Genomic DNA, 16443 nt, shown 5'->3' with positions numbered 1-16443 from the left:
AAATTTGATATAGAGGACGTTCTTCAATGACCAGTTATTTCGGTATTCTTCCGTCAGCAAGTTTGAGTCAGGACATTCAACTTGCACAAGCCAATCGTGATAGTAAAGAGCCACAATACCCTTTACGTGACAAAATTTCTCTACAGCTTACCGATGAGTTAATTGACACCATGTTGGTTCACTTGGTTCAACAATTTCCACCAAGTGACAAAAGAGATACCACCGAAGGACTTGCGATTAAAATTCGCGGCATTGTTGAAACCTTAATGAAACAGCTTCTCGGCAAGGCACCAAATGAACAAGTCCTTGAATCATTAGCATTCATGGAAAAGAGCTTGTTCATTGATAATGAAGGTAAACAACGTATCGGTACAGTATTACCAGATAGCCTTGTGACTGAAATGAAAAAAAGCTTTGCTGAAGTTGCAGCTGGAAACGGTAAAGAACAACGTGATGCTTTAACAAAACAGTTTAAAACTTTTGCTGATGCCTTGATCCACCACTTTATGACAGAGTTTAACAAGACACTTGGTCTAGGTATGGTAAAACGTGGCGTTGCCAGTGTAGCAACCAGTGGTGTTGAAACGGCAGTTCATATCGTGATTAAGAAACTTATCCCAAGCTTAAGCCAAGTTGAACTCGAAGTATTTACCAAGCACTTCGATCAGTTGTTGGTACAAAAATAAGCTTTGACTAATCAGAAAGCGACGATTGCAAAATCGTCGCTTTTTTTATGCCAAATTAATCTCTTATAAATGTCACAATTTCTAAATTTGCATTGTCTAAATCAGCGTTTATGTTAGCATTCGCGGAGCGTTGATTTACTTGATTTAGAATCGCATGTCTCCAAGCCCACAATATAAATTTTTACGTCAAGCACCTCGTGATGGCTTGAGCACAGCCAATCAGCCTTCGCGTTGGCAGCAACTTCATATCGACCCATGGCTTTGTCTATTTCTTATTCTAAATGCCATACTGGGACTCACTGTCTTATATAGTGCATCTGCACAAGATGTCGGACTCGTGAGCAAACAAGCCATGAGCTTTGGTATTGGTTTTGTGGTCATGTTTAGTTTGGCGCAGATCCCTCCAAAAGTGTATCAGGCCTTTTCACCGTACTTTTATGTTTTCGGTGTACTGTCGCTGCTTGCAGTGGTGATTTTTGGTGAAGTTCGCATGGGTGCACAACGTTGGATCGACATCCCCGGCTTTGGTAGCGTACAACCCAGTGAGTTTATGAAAATTGGTATGCCAATGATGGTGGCTTGGTTCTTGTCGCGCAAAGCCTTACCTCCGAGCTTCTCGCAAGTTATTCTGTCTTTATTGCTCATTGTTGTACCTTTTTTACTTATTGCAGAACAGCCCGACTTAGGCACCTCATTATTGGTACTTGCCAGTGGTATTTTCGTGCTATTTCTTAGCGGATTGTCTTGGAAGTTAATTGCGGGTGCAGCAGGTGTAGCGGGCATTATTATTCCAATTGCGTGGGAATTTTTACTGCACGACTATCAACGCCAACGTGTTTTAACTTTATTTAATCCAGAAGCCGATGCACTCGGAACAGGTTGGAATATTATTCAATCTAAAACTGCAATCGGCTCTGGTGGTTTTTCAGGTAAAGGTTTCTTAGAGGGAACTCAATCCCACCTACACTTTTTACCTGAAGGTCATACCGACTTTATTATTGCAGCCTATTCAGAAGAGTTTGGCCTAATTGGTGTCACCTTACTTATTCTTCTGTATTGCGCGATCATTTTTAGAACATTCCAAATCGGCTTACAAAGCTTCCACAACTATGGTCGTTTGGTTGCTGGTGCATTTGGTTTGTCATTTTTTGTTTATGTATTTGTAAATGCAGGCATGGTCAGTGGTATTTTACCTGTTGTAGGTGTGCCTTTGCCGTTCATGAGTTATGGCGGAACTGCAATTATTACCCTTATGTCAACTTTTGGACTGGTTATGTCTATTCATACACATCGATAATGAGGAATTTTATAAACTTATGTTTCTTCCTACTTTGAATAAAACTTTTAAATTTTTAACTTTAAGCGCTGGTTTATTCTTGAGCAGTAATTGGGCACAAGCAAATGAATTTTATAACCATCCTAATTACTTTGCGTTCAAACAAAAGGCAATGACAACCTATGGCTTAAGCAGCGAGCAAATTGATGCTGCGATGAGTGGTGCACGTAATTTACCTAATATTTTAAATATCATGACCCGCCCTGGTGAAAGCAAACCTTGGTATCAATATCGTTCAATGTTCTTGGTTGAAGGTACCATTCAACGTGGTGCGCGTTTTAAAAGCCAATATGAAGATGTACTTAATCGTGCTGAACAGCAGTACGGTGTGCCTAAATCAGTGATTCTCGGTATTCTAGGTGTAGAAACGGGTTATGGTGCCAATAAAGGCTCTTTCATCACCAGAGACGCCCTAGCAACGCTTGCCTTTGGTTACCCACGTCGTGCTGACTATTTTAGTGATGAATTAGCGGCGTTGATTTCATGGACATATAAAGAAGGCTATCCTACCAACAGTATTGTAGGCTCCTATGCGGGCGCAATTGGTTACCCGCAATTCATGCCAAGTAATATTCAAAAACTAGGTGTGGATTACGATGGCAATGGTCATATTGATTTAAGAAACTCTGCGGCAGATGCAATCGGTTCAATTGCCAACTATTTAGCTCAACATGGCTGGGAACGTGATCGTCCTATTGGCTTCCCTGCTCGCTACTTAGGTAATAACCCTGATAGCGTTATTGCCAAGGATTTAACTCAACCAGTCCCTTATGGTGAATTAAAGAAATTAGGTGTCGCCCCAATTGACCCTTTGGTAAAAATTGATGATCTTGATTTAGTCAATGTCATTCAATTACAAGATCAATTTGGTCCAATTTACTATATTACTTATCCAAATTTCCAAGTAATTACGACCTACAATAAGAGCCGCATGTATGCAACTGCGGTATGGTTATTAGGCACCGAAGTAGCTAGCCGATAGGCTAGCTTTTTTACAATATTATGAAAAGTCAATAATTTTTTTATCAAAAAAGTATACATATTCAGCAAATTTCATAAATTGTTACAATGTTGATCATTTTTTGATCCGAAACTGTAAGTTTTTGCCCTTTTTGTAACTATTTATCGTTAAGGACTAGACACACTTCGTAAGTGATGAATATTATCGCCGCAAGATTAAAGTAATTGCAAAAGTGAATAATTAGACATGTGCACTATATTTCAAGGTGTTTTATTGAAATAGAAAAGCATGTTCTCTAGGAGTTTATACAATGCAGTTTTCGCTAAAATATATTCTAGCGCTGACGGCAGGCTTAAGTTTAAGCCCGTTACATGCTGAAATGGTACAGTCTTCATCATTAGCAAATGATGTGGAAGGTTCTAATTTGGCTGCCCGCGTACTAAGCAAAGATTCTCAAAATTTTAATTCTCGTTTTTCAAACGTTAATAGTCTTTCAATCACTGAGAGTTCAGGTGACAAAGTTCGTCGCCAAACGATCGCTGCTAAGATCGATATCCCAGCAGAAGAGCCTTCAGTGATTGAAAAACTGAATACTGTTGCTTCGAACACCGTTCGTAAATTCAGCCAAAATGGCGTTGCATCATGGTATGGTCGTCAATTCCATGGTCGCAAAACAGCAAGCGGTGAAACATTCGATATGAATGCCATGACTGCTGCCCACCGTAGCCTACCTTTGAACTGTTATATCCGTGTAACAAACAAAGACAACGGCAAAAGTGTTGTTGTAAAAGTTAACGATCGTGGTCCATTCCATGGTAACCGTGTATTAGACTTATCTTATGGTGCTGCAAAGCAACTTGGTATGTCTAGCTCAGGTACAGGTAATGTGAGCATTGAACGTGTTGATGGTCCTAATTCTTAATCATTAAGACCATTACTAAAAAGCCGCTTATTGCGGCTTTTTTATTTTTATCTATTACATTTGTTAATGCTTTACGCCCTATCCTATTCTTCGGTATATTGAATCAAGAAAAATGAATATCGCATGGAGAGCAATGTGAAGTCGATCGATGAATGGTTTGATGAATATAGTGACAGTCACCAAAACCAAACTAACAAAAAAATCCACTGGGTCTGTGTTCCTGCAATTCTATTTTCGATCATTGGTATTCTGGCGCATTTTAGTACCCTGCTTACCGCGCTATTGCTGGTTTTAACTTTGGTGTTTTATGCACGTTTGGATATTGTTTTAGCAGTGGCGATGGCTGCCCTATTAGCCATTATGGCATGGCTAATTGTGATCCTACCTGTCGGTGTTGGATTCTATATCGGCGTTTTTGTGATTGCTTGGATCGGACAATTTTATGGGCATAAAGTTGAAGGCAAGAAACCCTCATTCTTTAAAGATTTACAATTCCTTCTGATTGGCCCTGTATGGTGCATGGACGCTTATTTAGCTAAAGTCCTACCTAAATGGAAAATTCGTCAAAAATCAGCGATTACAAGCTAATTTAGCGTATATCTTGCAAGCGACCAACCGAGGGAAACTCTTATTGATAGATTTTCCCTTGGTATTTCAACCAACCATCAATATGTTTTCCACGCGGATCATGATGAGTCCAATGAATGACACCGCCTTTTTGGCTATATTCATATTCGCCAAAAAACTCAACTGTATCGCCTTTTTTCAGTCCTTCGATTCTCGGGGCTAAATCAATGTTGTGTGCGATCAATACGGTTAAACCATTCTCCAGTTTGAGGATCATTTTTTGATGTCTTGAGCCTTCGTTGTCATCTGGCAAAATTGCTTTCACAACACCCTTTGCTTGGACTTGTACATTACTTCGTTGCTGTTGATAGGCCTGCATGATCTTGTGTTGATCATCTACAGACACATTGCTACTTATAGTCGGTGAAGGACTATTTGTATTTTGTTTTTGCTTTAAATCAAAACCAAAATAAGCTGCGATCAACACAATAATCGTAATAATGATCAAATTATTTTTTTGAGTTTTCATACTTACCTTTTATTTAGTCCAAGATAGCAAAATGCCAATCGAGTTGATTGGCATTTTGATCATATCGTGTCTATAATATTTAGAACAAACGATTCATACCGTTCAACGCTGCAACACGATACGCCTCAGCCATGGTTGGATAGTTGAATGTCGTTTCCACGAAATACTTCAAAGTATTGTTTGGACTGTGCATCACCACTTGCCCAATGTGGATAATCTCTGCCGCATTGTTACCAAAACAATGGATACCCAATACTTCTAAAGTATCACGATGGAACAGGATCTTTAATTCACCGACGGTATCACCGGTAATCTGTGCACGTGCCAGATGACGGAAAGATGCTTGCCCCACTTCATAAGGCACTTTCTCTTCAGTTAACTCTTGCTCGGTCTTACCAATCGAGGAAATCTCAGGAATGGTATAAATACCTGTCGGCACATCACGGATCGGCTTCACATTTTTCTCACCAACCATGTTTGCACCCGCGCAACGGCCTTGGTCATACGCTGCTGACGCCAATGAAGGCCAACCAATCACATCACCTGCAGCATAAATATTTTCTGCTTCAGTTTGATATTGATCATTGACCATCAATTGACCACGACCATTCGGTACTAAGCCGACATTTTCTAGACCTAGACCATCCGTATTACCTGAACGACCATTACACCATAAGATTGCATCTGCTTTAATTTTCTTACCGCTGAGTAAATGCAAGACCACATGATCATCAAAAGTTTCTAAGCGATCAATTTGCTCATTGTGACGAATCAATACGCCTTGTTCACGTAAGTGATATGACAATGCATCGGCAATTTCATCATCAAGGTAGCTTAAAAGCTTTTGCTGGGTATTGATCAAATCAACTTTATGATCAAGTCCGATAAAAATAGAAGCGTATTCACAACCAATTACGCCCGCACCATAAATGATGATTTTTTGGATTGAATAATCAAGATCAAGGATCTTGTCCGAATCAAATACGCGCGGATGATTGAAATCTAAACCTTTCGGTTGGTATGGACGACTGCCTGTTGCAATCACGATTTGTTTGCAAATGATGGTGTCTTTAATGCCATCCTGACCGAAAATCAATACGGTGTTTTTATCTTGGATATATGCGCGACCGTGGAAAACTTCGATTTTATTACGGTCATAAAAACGTGTATGCGTATCGACTTGCTGTTGAATGACTTTATGCGCATTGCGGAGTACCTGTTTCATGGTGAATTGTTTCCACTCACCTACTTTTTGAAACATTGGGTCACGCTGATAACGAATAATACTTGAAACCGTTTGACGTAATGCCTTACTTGGAATTGTTCCTACGTGTGCACAGTTACCACCGAGTTGATCACGAACATCAACGATTGCAACACGTTTACCTGCTTTTGCAAGCTTCATTGCCGCGCCTTCGCCAGCTGGGCCAGAACCGAGAATTACTGCATCATATTTAACAATATTCCCACCAACGACCTCTTTCTTACGTGGCATTCAAAGCTCCTTTATTTCTTAACCGTTTTGCTATGTATATGATAACCAATATGCAGCCAGATGATGTATTTCACAACTATATATTTTTATATATTTACATTTTCAAAATGAATACCACTTTTCATGCTTTATTACGGTAAATTTGACTATAATAACGGGATATCTCAAGTCAAAGGCTGTAGAACTTATATGTCTGAACACCGTAAACCTGAACAGGGTATAAAACTTCGTGGCGCGGAAAAAGTCGCGAGAATTCCTGTAAAAGTTATCCCTACGGTTGAAGTACCTCGCAAACCTGACTGGATTCGAGTCAAGATGACCGCTCCAGAAGAAGTTCAGCGTATCAAAACAACCTTGCGCTCGCAAAAACTACATACCGTATGTGAAGAAGCTGCTTGCCCTAACCTGCCTGAATGTTTCGGTGGTGGTACAGCAACCTTTATGATCATGGGTGATATCTGTACTCGTCGCTGTCCGTTCTGTGACGTTGCACATGGTCGTCCAAATGCTCTAGATCCAGATGAACCTCGCCACATGGCAGAAACCATTTCTAATCTAGGTCTAAAATATGCCGTGATTACCTCGGTTGACCGTGATGATTTGCTAGATGGTGGTGCTCAACACTTCGTTGACTGTATCAAAGAAGCTCGTGCATTAAGCCCAAAAACCTTATTGGAAATTTTGGTACCTGACTTCCGTGGTCGTATGGATATTGCCTTACGCATCATGACTGAATGTCCGCCTGATGTATTCAACCACAACATTGAAACTGTGCCACGTTTATATAAAGCGATGCGTCCAGGTTCTGATTATCAGCACTCTTTAACCTTGTTAAAAATGTTTAAAGAATACTGCCCTGATGTACCAACCAAATGTGGTTTGATGGTCGGTATCGGTGAAACTGAAGAAGAAGTGATTGCATTGCTAGATGATCTTCGTGCACATGATGTTGACTACATTACCATTGGTCAATATCTACAGCCGTCTAAACAACATGCACCGATTGACCGCTTTGTAACGCCAGAAGAGTTTGAGCGTTATGCAGAACATGGCCGTAAACTTGGTTTTAGAAATATCTGGTCTGCACCAATGGTTCGCTCAAGCTACTTTGCTGATCGCCAATACCATGGTGAACCTGTTCCAGCAGTACGTCGTAAAGTTGATCCTGCCAAGAAAATTGCAGTTCAAGCGATTGAAGCTTAAACTTTAATAAGAGAAAGAGAGAATTCTAATATTCTCTCTTTTTTTATATCTAAAAATCCAAGCCTCAATAAATTTAAGGATAAAAATAGACTTTCTTATTGGCCGTGAAATAAGTGTGAATAATTACAACTCAAAACCCAACTACAAAAAAACCATATAAAAACATTAATTTACTTCAACCACCCCTCTCTATATTCTGATTAGACCAAATACAAGGTTGTGAAACCGTACATTTAAAGAATAAAGCCGCAATTTTTATTTAAGGCCAACCCTCTAGGCCATTCAATGACAAGAAGCTCAACGTTTTATAAATAACAGGGAACATATCTACAAAGCTTCTTATAACCAAAATATATTAATCAGGATTCAAAACTATGAAGAAGAGAATATTCACACTAACCGCCACAATACTGGGAAGCTTAATCTTATTAGGCTGTAACAATGATTCAAACAATGACTCCGAGACAGTGAATGCCAACACTGGCGACACCTTAATTTTGACCAACAATGGGATGATCAGTTCAATAGACCGCATGACACCAAACATAATTGCCTCAAATGTTAAAATTACAGGTTTACAATCTGGTGATGAACTGGTTGGAATTGATTATCGGCCTAAAGATAGCAAGCTTTATGCAATTGGTTTACTGGGAAATATATATACACTCAACCCCTCCACAGGTGTTGCCACATTTGTTAAAGCACTAATTGCAGATCCAACCGATACCATAGATGGAAATACACCATTTACAAAAATTTTAGGTGAGGCAAACCTCATTACTGTGAATTTTAATCCAGTCGCTGATCGTTTAAGAGTTATAACCAATACTGGACAAAATCTTCGAATTAATGTCGATACAGGGACAACAATTACTGACGGTGCAATTAATTTAGCAGGGAGTAGCCCTGCTATTGTTGCAGGTGCATATACCAATGCTTTTGCAGGAACAGCCTCCACCAAGCTTTACAGCATTGACCAAAATTCAGATCGAATTTATTTACAAAATGCCAATGCAGGTACACTTGGAAGTTCAGCAGCACTTGGCGCAGATATCAATACCAACGGTGGTGGTGGTTTTGATATAGATCCAGTCAACAATATCGGATTTGCTGCGCTAAAACTTGTATCTGGAACATACAAATTCTACCAACTTAACCTTGCTAATATTGGTACGAGCAATGATGCGATTTTTGCAACGAGTGATTTAAATACAAGTTTTAATAGCATGGGAATTCGTGGAATTGCTTTAAAAAGAGCCACCGACTCAACAGCTCAAGGCTTTGGTTTAACGGCAAATAATAAGTTGTTAAGTTTCGCTTTAAGCAACCCAAATTCAGTCGTTGAAAAAAACTTAAACGGTCTGCTCGTTGATGAAAGATTTATTGGTATTGACTACCGTTTAAGAACAGCAACAGAAAATTCAGGCAAGTTGTACGGACTTACCAACAAAGCAAACGTGTATACCATTAATACTGATTCTGGTTTAGCAAGCTTAGTCACCACCTTAAAACCTGCGGCAAGCAGTGGTTTTACAACGTTACAAGGCACGAGCTTTGCAGTTGATTTCAATCCAACAGCCGATCGTCTCCGTGTAATTAGCGATACAGGGCAAAACTTACGAATAAATGTTGATACTGGCGATACGATTAAAGATGGTGATATCAATGGAGCTTCGGGTGCAAAAGTAACAGCGGCAGCGTACACAAATAGCTTTAAAACGCCTGTAGCTATGCTGAACACAGAGCTTTTTGATTTAGATCAAAGCAACAAAACTCTCGCAAAACAAAACCCTCCAAATAATGGAACACTAAATTTAATTGGAAATTTAGGCATTGATCTTGGCATGGATAATGGTTTTGATATTGCAGGTGGGGACAATGGTTATGCCCTTGCTACAGTTTCAAGTGGATCGGGAGCATCCATCCTCTATCGTATCGATTTAAATAGCGATACAACGATTACAACACCGCGTGCAAGACTGGCAATTAATGTCGATGGCATACCAAACTTTGCTGCATCGAAAATTGGAAACGATTCAACAGCTCAAGTGATTGATTTAGCAATTTTATTTAAATGATCCTAATATAAAAAAACACCACAATTGTGGTGTTTTTTTATTGTGAACTTAAAAGCTTAAGCAATATGCTTTTGTACCACAATCGAACCGACTGAATAACCAGCCCCGAATGAAGAAATCACAGCATATTCGCCATCATTGACCTGCTCGCCTGTACGATGCATTGCGATAATGACACCTGCAGATGAGGTATTGGCAAATTCATCTAAAATAATTGGGGCACGTTCTAAGTCAGCATCTTTCCCGACAACGAGTTTTAGAATCAGTTCATTCATATTGGCATTGGCTTGGTGTAACCAGAAGCGTTTGATTTGCTCTGCAGTTAATTCCAGCTTTTCCAATTGTGCGGTAATGATTTTCGCAACTAATGGGCATACTTCTTTAAAGACTTTACGACCGTCTTGACGGAATAGCTTATCGTCAACAACAGCATCTTCACTACGGTTTAAGAAACCAAAGTTATTACGGATATTATTTGAGAACTGAGTAAACAAATGGATATCTAAGATTTCATAACCAGATTTAGTTTCAGTTTCTTCAATGATCGATGCCGTCGCAACATCACCAAAAATAAAGTGCGCATCACGAGTACGGTAGTCCAAATGACCCGATGTAATTTCAACATTGAGCAATAACACACGACGAGCGCCACATTTTACAGCGTCGTAGGCCTGTTTCAAACCAAACGTTGCAGCAGAACATGCTACGTTCATGTCATAGGCATAGCCTTGAATGCCCAATGCAGACTGGATTTCAATCGCAACTGCTGGGTAGGCACGTTGCATATTTGAACATGCCAAAATTACAACATCGATATCTTCTGCGGTAACACCTGCATTTTCCATCGCTTGCTTAGCAGCAATAACGCCCCACTCCGCTTGAAGTGAAAGTTCATCATTACTACGCTCTTGCAAACGTGGGCGCAAACGTGTCGGATCAAGAATACCTGATTTTTCGACCACATAACGGCGTTGAATACCCGATGCTTTCTCGATAAATTCAGGGCTTGAGCCACGAAGTGCTTCAATTTCGCCAGCTTCAATTTGCGCTGCGTTATCTTGGTTATACTGTTCTACATAAGCATTTAAACTTTCAACCAATTCTTCATTGGAAATAGATTCGGTTGGGTGGAATAAACCTGTACCTGTTATACGGATGCCCATGTAAAACTCCTGTAAAGAATGCTTCTAACTTTCATATTTTTCAGTTTAACCGATTGCTAATCGATCCCATAGTTTTTGTAATCTAGTTGGTGAAATAGGCAGCTTTGTTTTCATCGGCTGAGAAAACAAAGAAATTCTAAATTCTTCCAACATCAAATACAGTTCTTTGATTTTAGGATCATTTTTAAATTTAAACACTTTGTCCATCCATGGATCGACTTCATCAATTGCAGCAAGGTCTCGTTGTAGATTATTGGGCAAACGATCTAAACGCAATAGCAACGCTTTCAAATAACGCGGATATTCCTGCCAAATTTCAGCAGGACGACTATATACAAAGTTTGCTAATGACATTAAATCAAGTTGATCTTCAATATCATCTACACTTCGACCAAAAATCGTTTGATCTAAAACCAATAGTTCACGGCGAATCTGCTGCCATTGGGTAAATATTTCAGTTAAATCACTTAATGTCTGTTGACCATTTGCTAAAAATTTCTTTTTAGTTTCAGTCAACAGTTGTTGAAACTCAGCCGCATTTTTTGGTAGCTCTTGAATTGAAACTTGCAAGGTTGCATAGACCAACATTTGTTCCAGCTTGGCACGATCACCCAGTGGTGAATAGGCTAAAGCCAATGGCTTGGAAATTTGCTTTTTCAATTGACGAATTAAATCACCCAATTGCATATGCACCAGACGAATCACCCCTTCACGATGCTGCTTAATTGCTTCATCTTGATCATTAAAGGTTTGAATCACTACACCCGACTCGTCTTTGGCTTCAAGCTCAGCAAATAACTTGGTTGGTACCAGCGCTTGGTATTGCTTGATCACAACGCCTGTTACTTTCTGCGATGCTTCAAACACAAAATTTTCAGGGAAAGTCTGGAACTCACCTTGTTGCTGTTTCACTGGACGATGAGTTTCAACACGACAACGTGCTTTTAACTCGTCCAGATCACGCCCTTGTGCGATCAACTTGCCTTTCTCATCAACGACTTTAATAAACGGTATCAGATACTGATCAATGCGTTCAAAAGAAAAATCTTTTTCCGTAATCTGCTCACCGCGTAAAGCAAACGCCAAGTAGCTAAATAAATGCTCGCGCAAATGCACGGCATCAATCCCCTGCATGAGCTTTTTCGCGGTATCAGGTATCGGTACCAAATTGCGACGTTTGTCTTTTGGCAGTGCTTTCAATAAAGCTTCGATTAAATCCTGACGCCACCCTGGAATCCCCCATGACCATTGCTTTTCATCCACTTGTGGTAAAGCCTGCACAGGTATTTTAACTGTCGCCCCATCTTCATCATGGCTTGGATCAAAACGATAGCTGGCGGCCAAACGCAATTGTCCATTATGCAAATAATCTGGGAATTGTTGCGTCGTTGGACGATCATTCATCCATAACGCATCATCATCTACAAATAAATGACGTGGGTTTTCAGCCTCTAACGTGGCACGCCAATCTTCAAAACTGCTGCGACTGGCAATTTCTTCTGGAACCTTCCCTGCATAGAACTGGTAAATGGTTTCTTCATCCACCACCAAGTCACGACGGCGTAATTTATCTTCAACCCGTTCAACTTCTTCAAGTTTGAGCAGGTTATGTTTTAAAAATGGTGGGGTAATACCTAAATTACCTGTCGTTAAGGCATCGCGTAAAAAGATTTCATGCGCAGCAGGTTGGTCTACTTTTTCAAAATTGATTAATCTTTTCGGTTCAATAATCAAACCAAACAGAGAAATCTGCGCATAAGCATTAACAATACCTGCTTTTTTCGACCAATGTGGTTCAAAATAGTGATATTTCAATAAGTCCCGTGCGGCCAATAGAATCCATTCTGGATCAATTTTTGCCAAAGTCCGTAAATACACCTGCGAGGTTTCCACCATCTCAAATGCCATAACCCAAGCGGTATTGGTCTTGTGTAAGGTACTCGCAGGAAAAACTTTGGCCTTCTGCTGGCGCACCGCCATAAAAGTATTACGTTCGTCTGTTTTATTGGCGATAAATGAAAGCAAACCAGTTAACAGCGCACGGTGTAAGTTTTCATAATTGGCTGATTTTTCATTAAAACTGAGTTTTAAACCTTCTGCCAATTCAACCAATTGCTGATGGGTTTGTTTCCATTCACGAAGACGCAACCAGCTTAAAAAGTGCTGACGTGCAAATTGACGGCGCTTATTTTCAGTTTGTGTTTCTGGACTAGTTTGCAGCGTATTCCAAAGTTTTAAATAAAATAAAAAGTCTGAGTCTGCTTCTTTAAACAATGCATGCTTTTGATCTGCCTGCATTTGTTTGTCCGCAGGACGTTCACGTGGATCTTGAATGGCCAAGGCACTGACAATAATCAAGGTTTCTTTGAGCACACCAAAATGAGCCCCACCCACCAACATACGCGCCAAACGTGGGTCAATCGGCATACGCGCCATCATTTGACCGACTTTGGTTAAGCCACCACTAGCTTTTCTTTTACCCTCATCCCAACCTTCTCCCACTGGGAGAAGGAGTTCTCCTCTCCCAAAGGGAGAGGAGTTAGAGGAGAGGGATGATAACGCACCCAACTCAACCAAGAGTTTACGTCCGTCATTGACCAAACGGAAATCTGGCGGCTCAATAAAATCAAAATCTTCTAGATTACCTAAGCCCAAGCTTTGCATTTGCAAAATAACAGAAGCCAAGTTGGTTCGTTTAATTTCAGGTTCAGTAAATTCAGGACGACTTAAAAAGTCTTCTTCACTGTATAGACGAATACAGACACCCGCCGCAATACGACCACAGCGGCCTTTACGCTGGTTGGCTGCAGCTTGTGAAATTGCTTCAATCGGTAAACGCTGTACCCGTGAGCGGTAGTTATAACGCGAGATACGAGCAAAACCACTATCAATCACATAGCGAATATTCGGTACAGTCAGTGCTGTTTCTGCTACGTTGGTGGCAATAATAATGCGTCGACCTTTACCACCTGGACTAAAGATCTTTTGCTGTTCCGCCAGCGCTAAACGGGCATATAAAGGCAATACCTCAGTATGACGAGGACCATATTTTTGCAGCGTTTCCTGCAATTCACGAATTTCTTGTTCAGTACTGGCAAAAATTAAAATATCCGCATATTCAGGATGACCTTTTGCTTCAGCATCAGCAAAACACTCTTCTACTGCTTGTACTACAGCACGCGGTAAATTTTCTTCGAAATCATCAAACTCGTCATCATCGCTACCGACAATGCTCAGCTCAGAAATCGGGCGATAACGCAGCTCGACAGGAAAGCTACGGCCTTCTACTTCAAAAATAGGCGCATCATAAAAATATTGGCTAAATCGGTTTACGTCCAGAGTCGCCGAAGTCACGATGACTTTTAAATCAGGACGCTTTGGCAAAAGCTGCTTGAGATATCCCATGATGAAGTCAATATTGAGTGAACGTTCATGTGCTTCATCAATAATAATCGTATCGTATTTTGATAAAAAACGGTCATTGGTCAATTCAGCCAACAAAATACCATCGGTCATCAAACGGACGATTGAGTCTTGTGAACCTTGCTCATTAAAACGGATTTTAAAGCCAATTGATTCGCCAAGCTTCTCACCCACCTCTTCAGCAATACGTTGCGAAACACTTCGTGCAGCCAGTCGACGTGGCTGAGTATGACCGATCATCCCAGTGAGCCCACGACCTGCCAGCATAGCAATTTGTGGGAGCTGTGTGGTTTTACCAGAACCCGTTTCACCAGCAACAATAATGACTTGATGCTTTTGAATTGCCGCAATTAAACGATCTGCGTATTGAGTAACAGGCAGGTCTTGATTCAGTTTGATCTTGGGAATACGCGCTAAGCGTTGTTTGACTTTATGGTTAGACTGTTCAAATAGTTTTTCAATTTCTGCTGTTTCTGTTTTTTTATCTTTGCGCAGTCGATTTAAACGGTGACGGTCACGTGCCATAACCAATTGATCTACATTTAAATGACTCTGCACTGAACAGCTTTCCTGAAAAATAAAATAATCGACTATTTTACGCCTTAAGCCCTTGCTATGCAAAGAAAGCTTTTCATTCTCTTCGCGACAGAATGCAAAACTTAGCTTATTTAGCCCATACCTCTTTTTATTCCCTGATCGTTTTACACATACATCCGATGTAGAAAATTTAATCGTATATCTTGGTTTTTTATATATTTTTATCTTTTTTCAATTTTACCCTTGAATTTTGCTGACGTAGACTTCATGTTGTTATGCACATTAGTTTTGGATATTTTGTCATTTTTACTTCATCTCTATGCGGTCAAATAAGACAGATATCCTTGGGTGAAAGTCGTTCCAGATTGAGTTATTCAATTTTCCGATTTTAGTCATGTAAAAATACTATTTCCCCAATAACTAAAAATTATTTATTCTTGACCTCGTAAACAAGTAAGGCGTTAGCCTCTCAATAAAACCTCAATCATGGAGACAATGATGAGCTTAATTAATACTGAAGTTAAACCATTTAAAGCAACTGCGTACCACAACGGTCAATTTGTTGACGTATCTGAAGCTGATCTTAAAGGCAAATGGTCTGTTGTATTCTTCTACCCAGCTGACTTCACTTTTGTATGTCCAACTGAGTTAGGCGACCTTGCTGACAACTATGCTGAATTCCAAAAATTAGGCGTTGAAATCTATGGCGTGTCTACTGACACTCACTTCACGCACAAAGCGTGGCACGACACTTCAGAAGTTATTGGTAAAATCCAATATCCATTGATCGGTGACCCAACTTGGACACTTTCTAAAAACTTCGAAGTATTAATCGAAGCTGCTGGTCTTGCTGACCGTGGTACTTTCGTAATCGATCCAGAAGGCAAAATCCAAATCGTTGAAATCAACGCTGGTGGTATCGGCCGTGATGCATCTGAACTTCTTCGTAAAGTTAAAGCTGCTCAATATGTTCACGCTCACCCAGGTGAAGTATGCCCAGCTAAATGGAAAGAAGGCGAAGCTACGCTTGCTCCATCTATCGACTTAGTTGGTAAAATCTAATTATTTAGATTAGACCACTCGGTTTGAAACCACCCTTTTTAGGGTGGTTTTTTTATTGAGAATTTTGATCAATCCAAGCCCTATTTCACACCCAAAATTTATAGCTAATTTTTTACAATTCTTATACTTATAAATTTATAGCCAGCTTCATTTATGAATTGTCAGACGGTTTCAGTTGGAGTACTGTCAAAGAATAGAACATCAGAGTTGTTAACCATGTACTAAAAGATCAAATCAAAATGGGGACGAATATATGGAAAAACCAGTTGTTGTAACCTCTTGGAAATACGATGTTTCTTCACGCTATTTAAAAATTTTCTATAGCAATGGCTCAGGTGAGCTTTATCATCCCGTTCCAGAGTTTATCTACAATAATTTACTTCGCACCAACGATAAAACCGCCTTTGTGCATAAATATCTTGAGTTTGATCTGCATTTTAAGCGACTCTGTATTTCAGCCTAGTCATAAAAAATCAGCCCG

13 protein-coding genes are annotated in these 16443 nt (G+C 40.0%); 9 read left to right on the top strand and 4 right to left on the bottom strand.

The window, feature by feature from the left end; all coding sequences use genetic code 11:
* Window positions 1-26: 26 nt before the first annotated feature.
* From NDN11_RS07390 to NDN11_RS07370, 5 genes are all read left to right on the top strand, one after another.
* Window positions 27-686, top strand: a complete 660-nt coding sequence (locus NDN11_RS07390) for a hypothetical protein (RefSeq protein WP_167246577.1) — start codon at window positions 27-29, stop codon at window positions 684-686.
* 154 nt (window positions 687-840) lie between these two features.
* The gene (gene rodA / locus NDN11_RS07385; protein WP_167246575.1) at window positions 841-1983 is read left to right on the top strand and encodes a rod shape-determining protein RodA; all 1143 of its coding nucleotides are present in this window, start codon (window positions 841-843) and stop codon (window positions 1981-1983) included.
* A 19-nt stretch (window positions 1984-2002) separates the two neighbouring features.
* On the top strand, window positions 2003-3004 hold the full coding sequence (gene mltB, locus NDN11_RS07380; RefSeq protein WP_241327853.1) for a lytic murein transglycosylase B: 1002 nt from the start codon (window positions 2003-2005) through the stop codon (window positions 3002-3004).
* A 289-nt stretch (window positions 3005-3293) separates the two neighbouring features.
* Entirely contained in the window at window positions 3294-3905 is a 612-nt protein-coding gene (locus NDN11_RS07375; RefSeq protein WP_251111256.1) for a septal ring lytic transglycosylase RlpA family protein, read from the top strand.
* Window positions 3906-4040: 135 nt separating this feature from the next.
* On the top strand, window positions 4041-4493 hold the full coding sequence (locus NDN11_RS07370; RefSeq protein WP_251111255.1) for an Mpo1 family 2-hydroxy fatty acid dioxygenase: 453 nt from the start codon (window positions 4041-4043) through the stop codon (window positions 4491-4493).
* A gap of 40 nt (window positions 4494-4533) precedes the next feature.
* On the opposite strand, the gene NDN11_RS07365 is transcribed toward NDN11_RS07370, so the two are convergent.
* Window positions 4534-5001, bottom strand: a complete 468-nt coding sequence (locus NDN11_RS07365) for a DUF3465 domain-containing protein (protein ID WP_251111254.1) — start codon at window positions 4999-5001, stop codon at window positions 4534-4536.
* 79 nt (window positions 5002-5080) lie between these two features.
* A complete protein-coding gene (gene sthA / locus NDN11_RS07360; RefSeq protein WP_159883223.1) occupies window positions 5081-6496 on the bottom strand; it encodes a Si-specific NAD(P)(+) transhydrogenase in 1416 nt (471 codons plus the stop codon).
* Between the two features lie 189 nt (window positions 6497-6685).
* Between sthA and lipA the strand changes: the two genes are divergently transcribed.
* Both lipA and NDN11_RS07350 read left to right on the top strand, forming a co-directional pair.
* Window positions 6686-7699, top strand: a complete 1014-nt coding sequence (gene lipA, locus NDN11_RS07355; RefSeq protein WP_016539771.1) for a lipoyl synthase — start codon at window positions 6686-6688, stop codon at window positions 7697-7699.
* A 374-nt stretch (window positions 7700-8073) separates the two neighbouring features.
* Window positions 8074-9777: a DUF4394 domain-containing protein gene (locus tag NDN11_RS07350; RefSeq protein ID WP_251111253.1), complete on the top strand. Its 1704-nt coding sequence runs from the start codon at window positions 8074-8076 to the stop codon at window positions 9775-9777.
* Window positions 9778-9833: 56 nt separating this feature from the next.
* On the opposite strand, the gene NDN11_RS07345 is transcribed toward NDN11_RS07350, so the two are convergent.
* Together NDN11_RS07345 and hrpA are read right to left on the bottom strand one after the other, a co-directional pair.
* A complete protein-coding gene (locus tag NDN11_RS07345; RefSeq protein WP_241271221.1) occupies window positions 9834-10940 on the bottom strand; it encodes a beta-ketoacyl-ACP synthase III in 1107 nt (368 codons plus the stop codon).
* A gap of 45 nt (window positions 10941-10985) precedes the next feature.
* Window positions 10986-14921 carry an ATP-dependent RNA helicase HrpA gene (gene hrpA, locus NDN11_RS07340; RefSeq protein ID WP_251111252.1) on the bottom strand — a complete coding sequence of 1312 codons (3936 nt, stop codon included), beginning with the start codon at window positions 14919-14921 and terminating at the stop codon, window positions 10986-10988.
* A gap of 477 nt (window positions 14922-15398) precedes the next feature.
* Between hrpA and ahpC the strand changes: the two genes are divergently transcribed.
* Window positions 15399-15962 (top strand): alkyl hydroperoxide reductase subunit C, encoded by a 564-nt coding sequence (gene ahpC, locus NDN11_RS07335; protein ID WP_016539767.1) that lies wholly within the window; start codon window positions 15399-15401, stop codon window positions 15960-15962.
* 253 nt (window positions 15963-16215) lie between these two features.
* Window positions 16216-16425, top strand: a complete 210-nt coding sequence (locus NDN11_RS07330; RefSeq protein ID WP_005204416.1) for a KTSC domain-containing protein — start codon at window positions 16216-16218, stop codon at window positions 16423-16425.
* Window positions 16426-16443 lie beyond the last annotated feature (18 nt).

The organism is Acinetobacter sp. C26M (assembly GCF_023702675.1).
Lineage (GTDB): Bacteria > Pseudomonadota > Gammaproteobacteria > Pseudomonadales > Moraxellaceae > Acinetobacter.
This window is presented reverse-complemented; position numbering and strand designations above follow the sequence as displayed.

Coding starts and splice junctions, on each gene's coding strand:
- mltB (WP_241327853.1), top strand. CDS start 2,003: ATGTTTCTTCCTACTTTGAATAAAACTTTTAAATTTTTAACTTTAAGC.
- NDN11_RS07390 (WP_167246577.1), top strand. CDS start 27: ATGACCAGTTATTTCGGTATTCTTCCGTCAGCAAGTTTGAGTCAGGAC.
- NDN11_RS07375 (WP_251111256.1), top strand. CDS start 3,294: ATGCAGTTTTCGCTAAAATATATTCTAGCGCTGACGGCAGGCTTAAGT.
- NDN11_RS07330 (WP_005204416.1), top strand. CDS start 16,216: ATGGAAAAACCAGTTGTTGTAACCTCTTGGAAATACGATGTTTCTTCA.
- ahpC (WP_016539767.1), top strand. CDS start 15,399: ATGAGCTTAATTAATACTGAAGTTAAACCATTTAAAGCAACTGCGTAC.
- NDN11_RS07350 (WP_251111253.1), top strand. CDS start 8,074: ATGAAGAAGAGAATATTCACACTAACCGCCACAATACTGGGAAGCTTA.
- NDN11_RS07345 (WP_241271221.1), bottom strand. CDS start 10,940: ATGGGCATCCGTATAACAGGTACAGGTTTATTCCACCCAACCGAATCT.
- rodA (WP_167246575.1), top strand. CDS start 841: ATGTCTCCAAGCCCACAATATAAATTTTTACGTCAAGCACCTCGTGAT.
- NDN11_RS07365 (WP_251111254.1), bottom strand. CDS start 5,001: ATGAAAACTCAAAAAAATAATTTGATCATTATTACGATTATTGTGTTG.
- lipA (WP_016539771.1), top strand. CDS start 6,686: ATGTCTGAACACCGTAAACCTGAACAGGGTATAAAACTTCGTGGCGCG.
- sthA (WP_159883223.1), bottom strand. CDS start 6,496: ATGCCACGTAAGAAAGAGGTCGTTGGTGGGAATATTGTTAAATATGAT.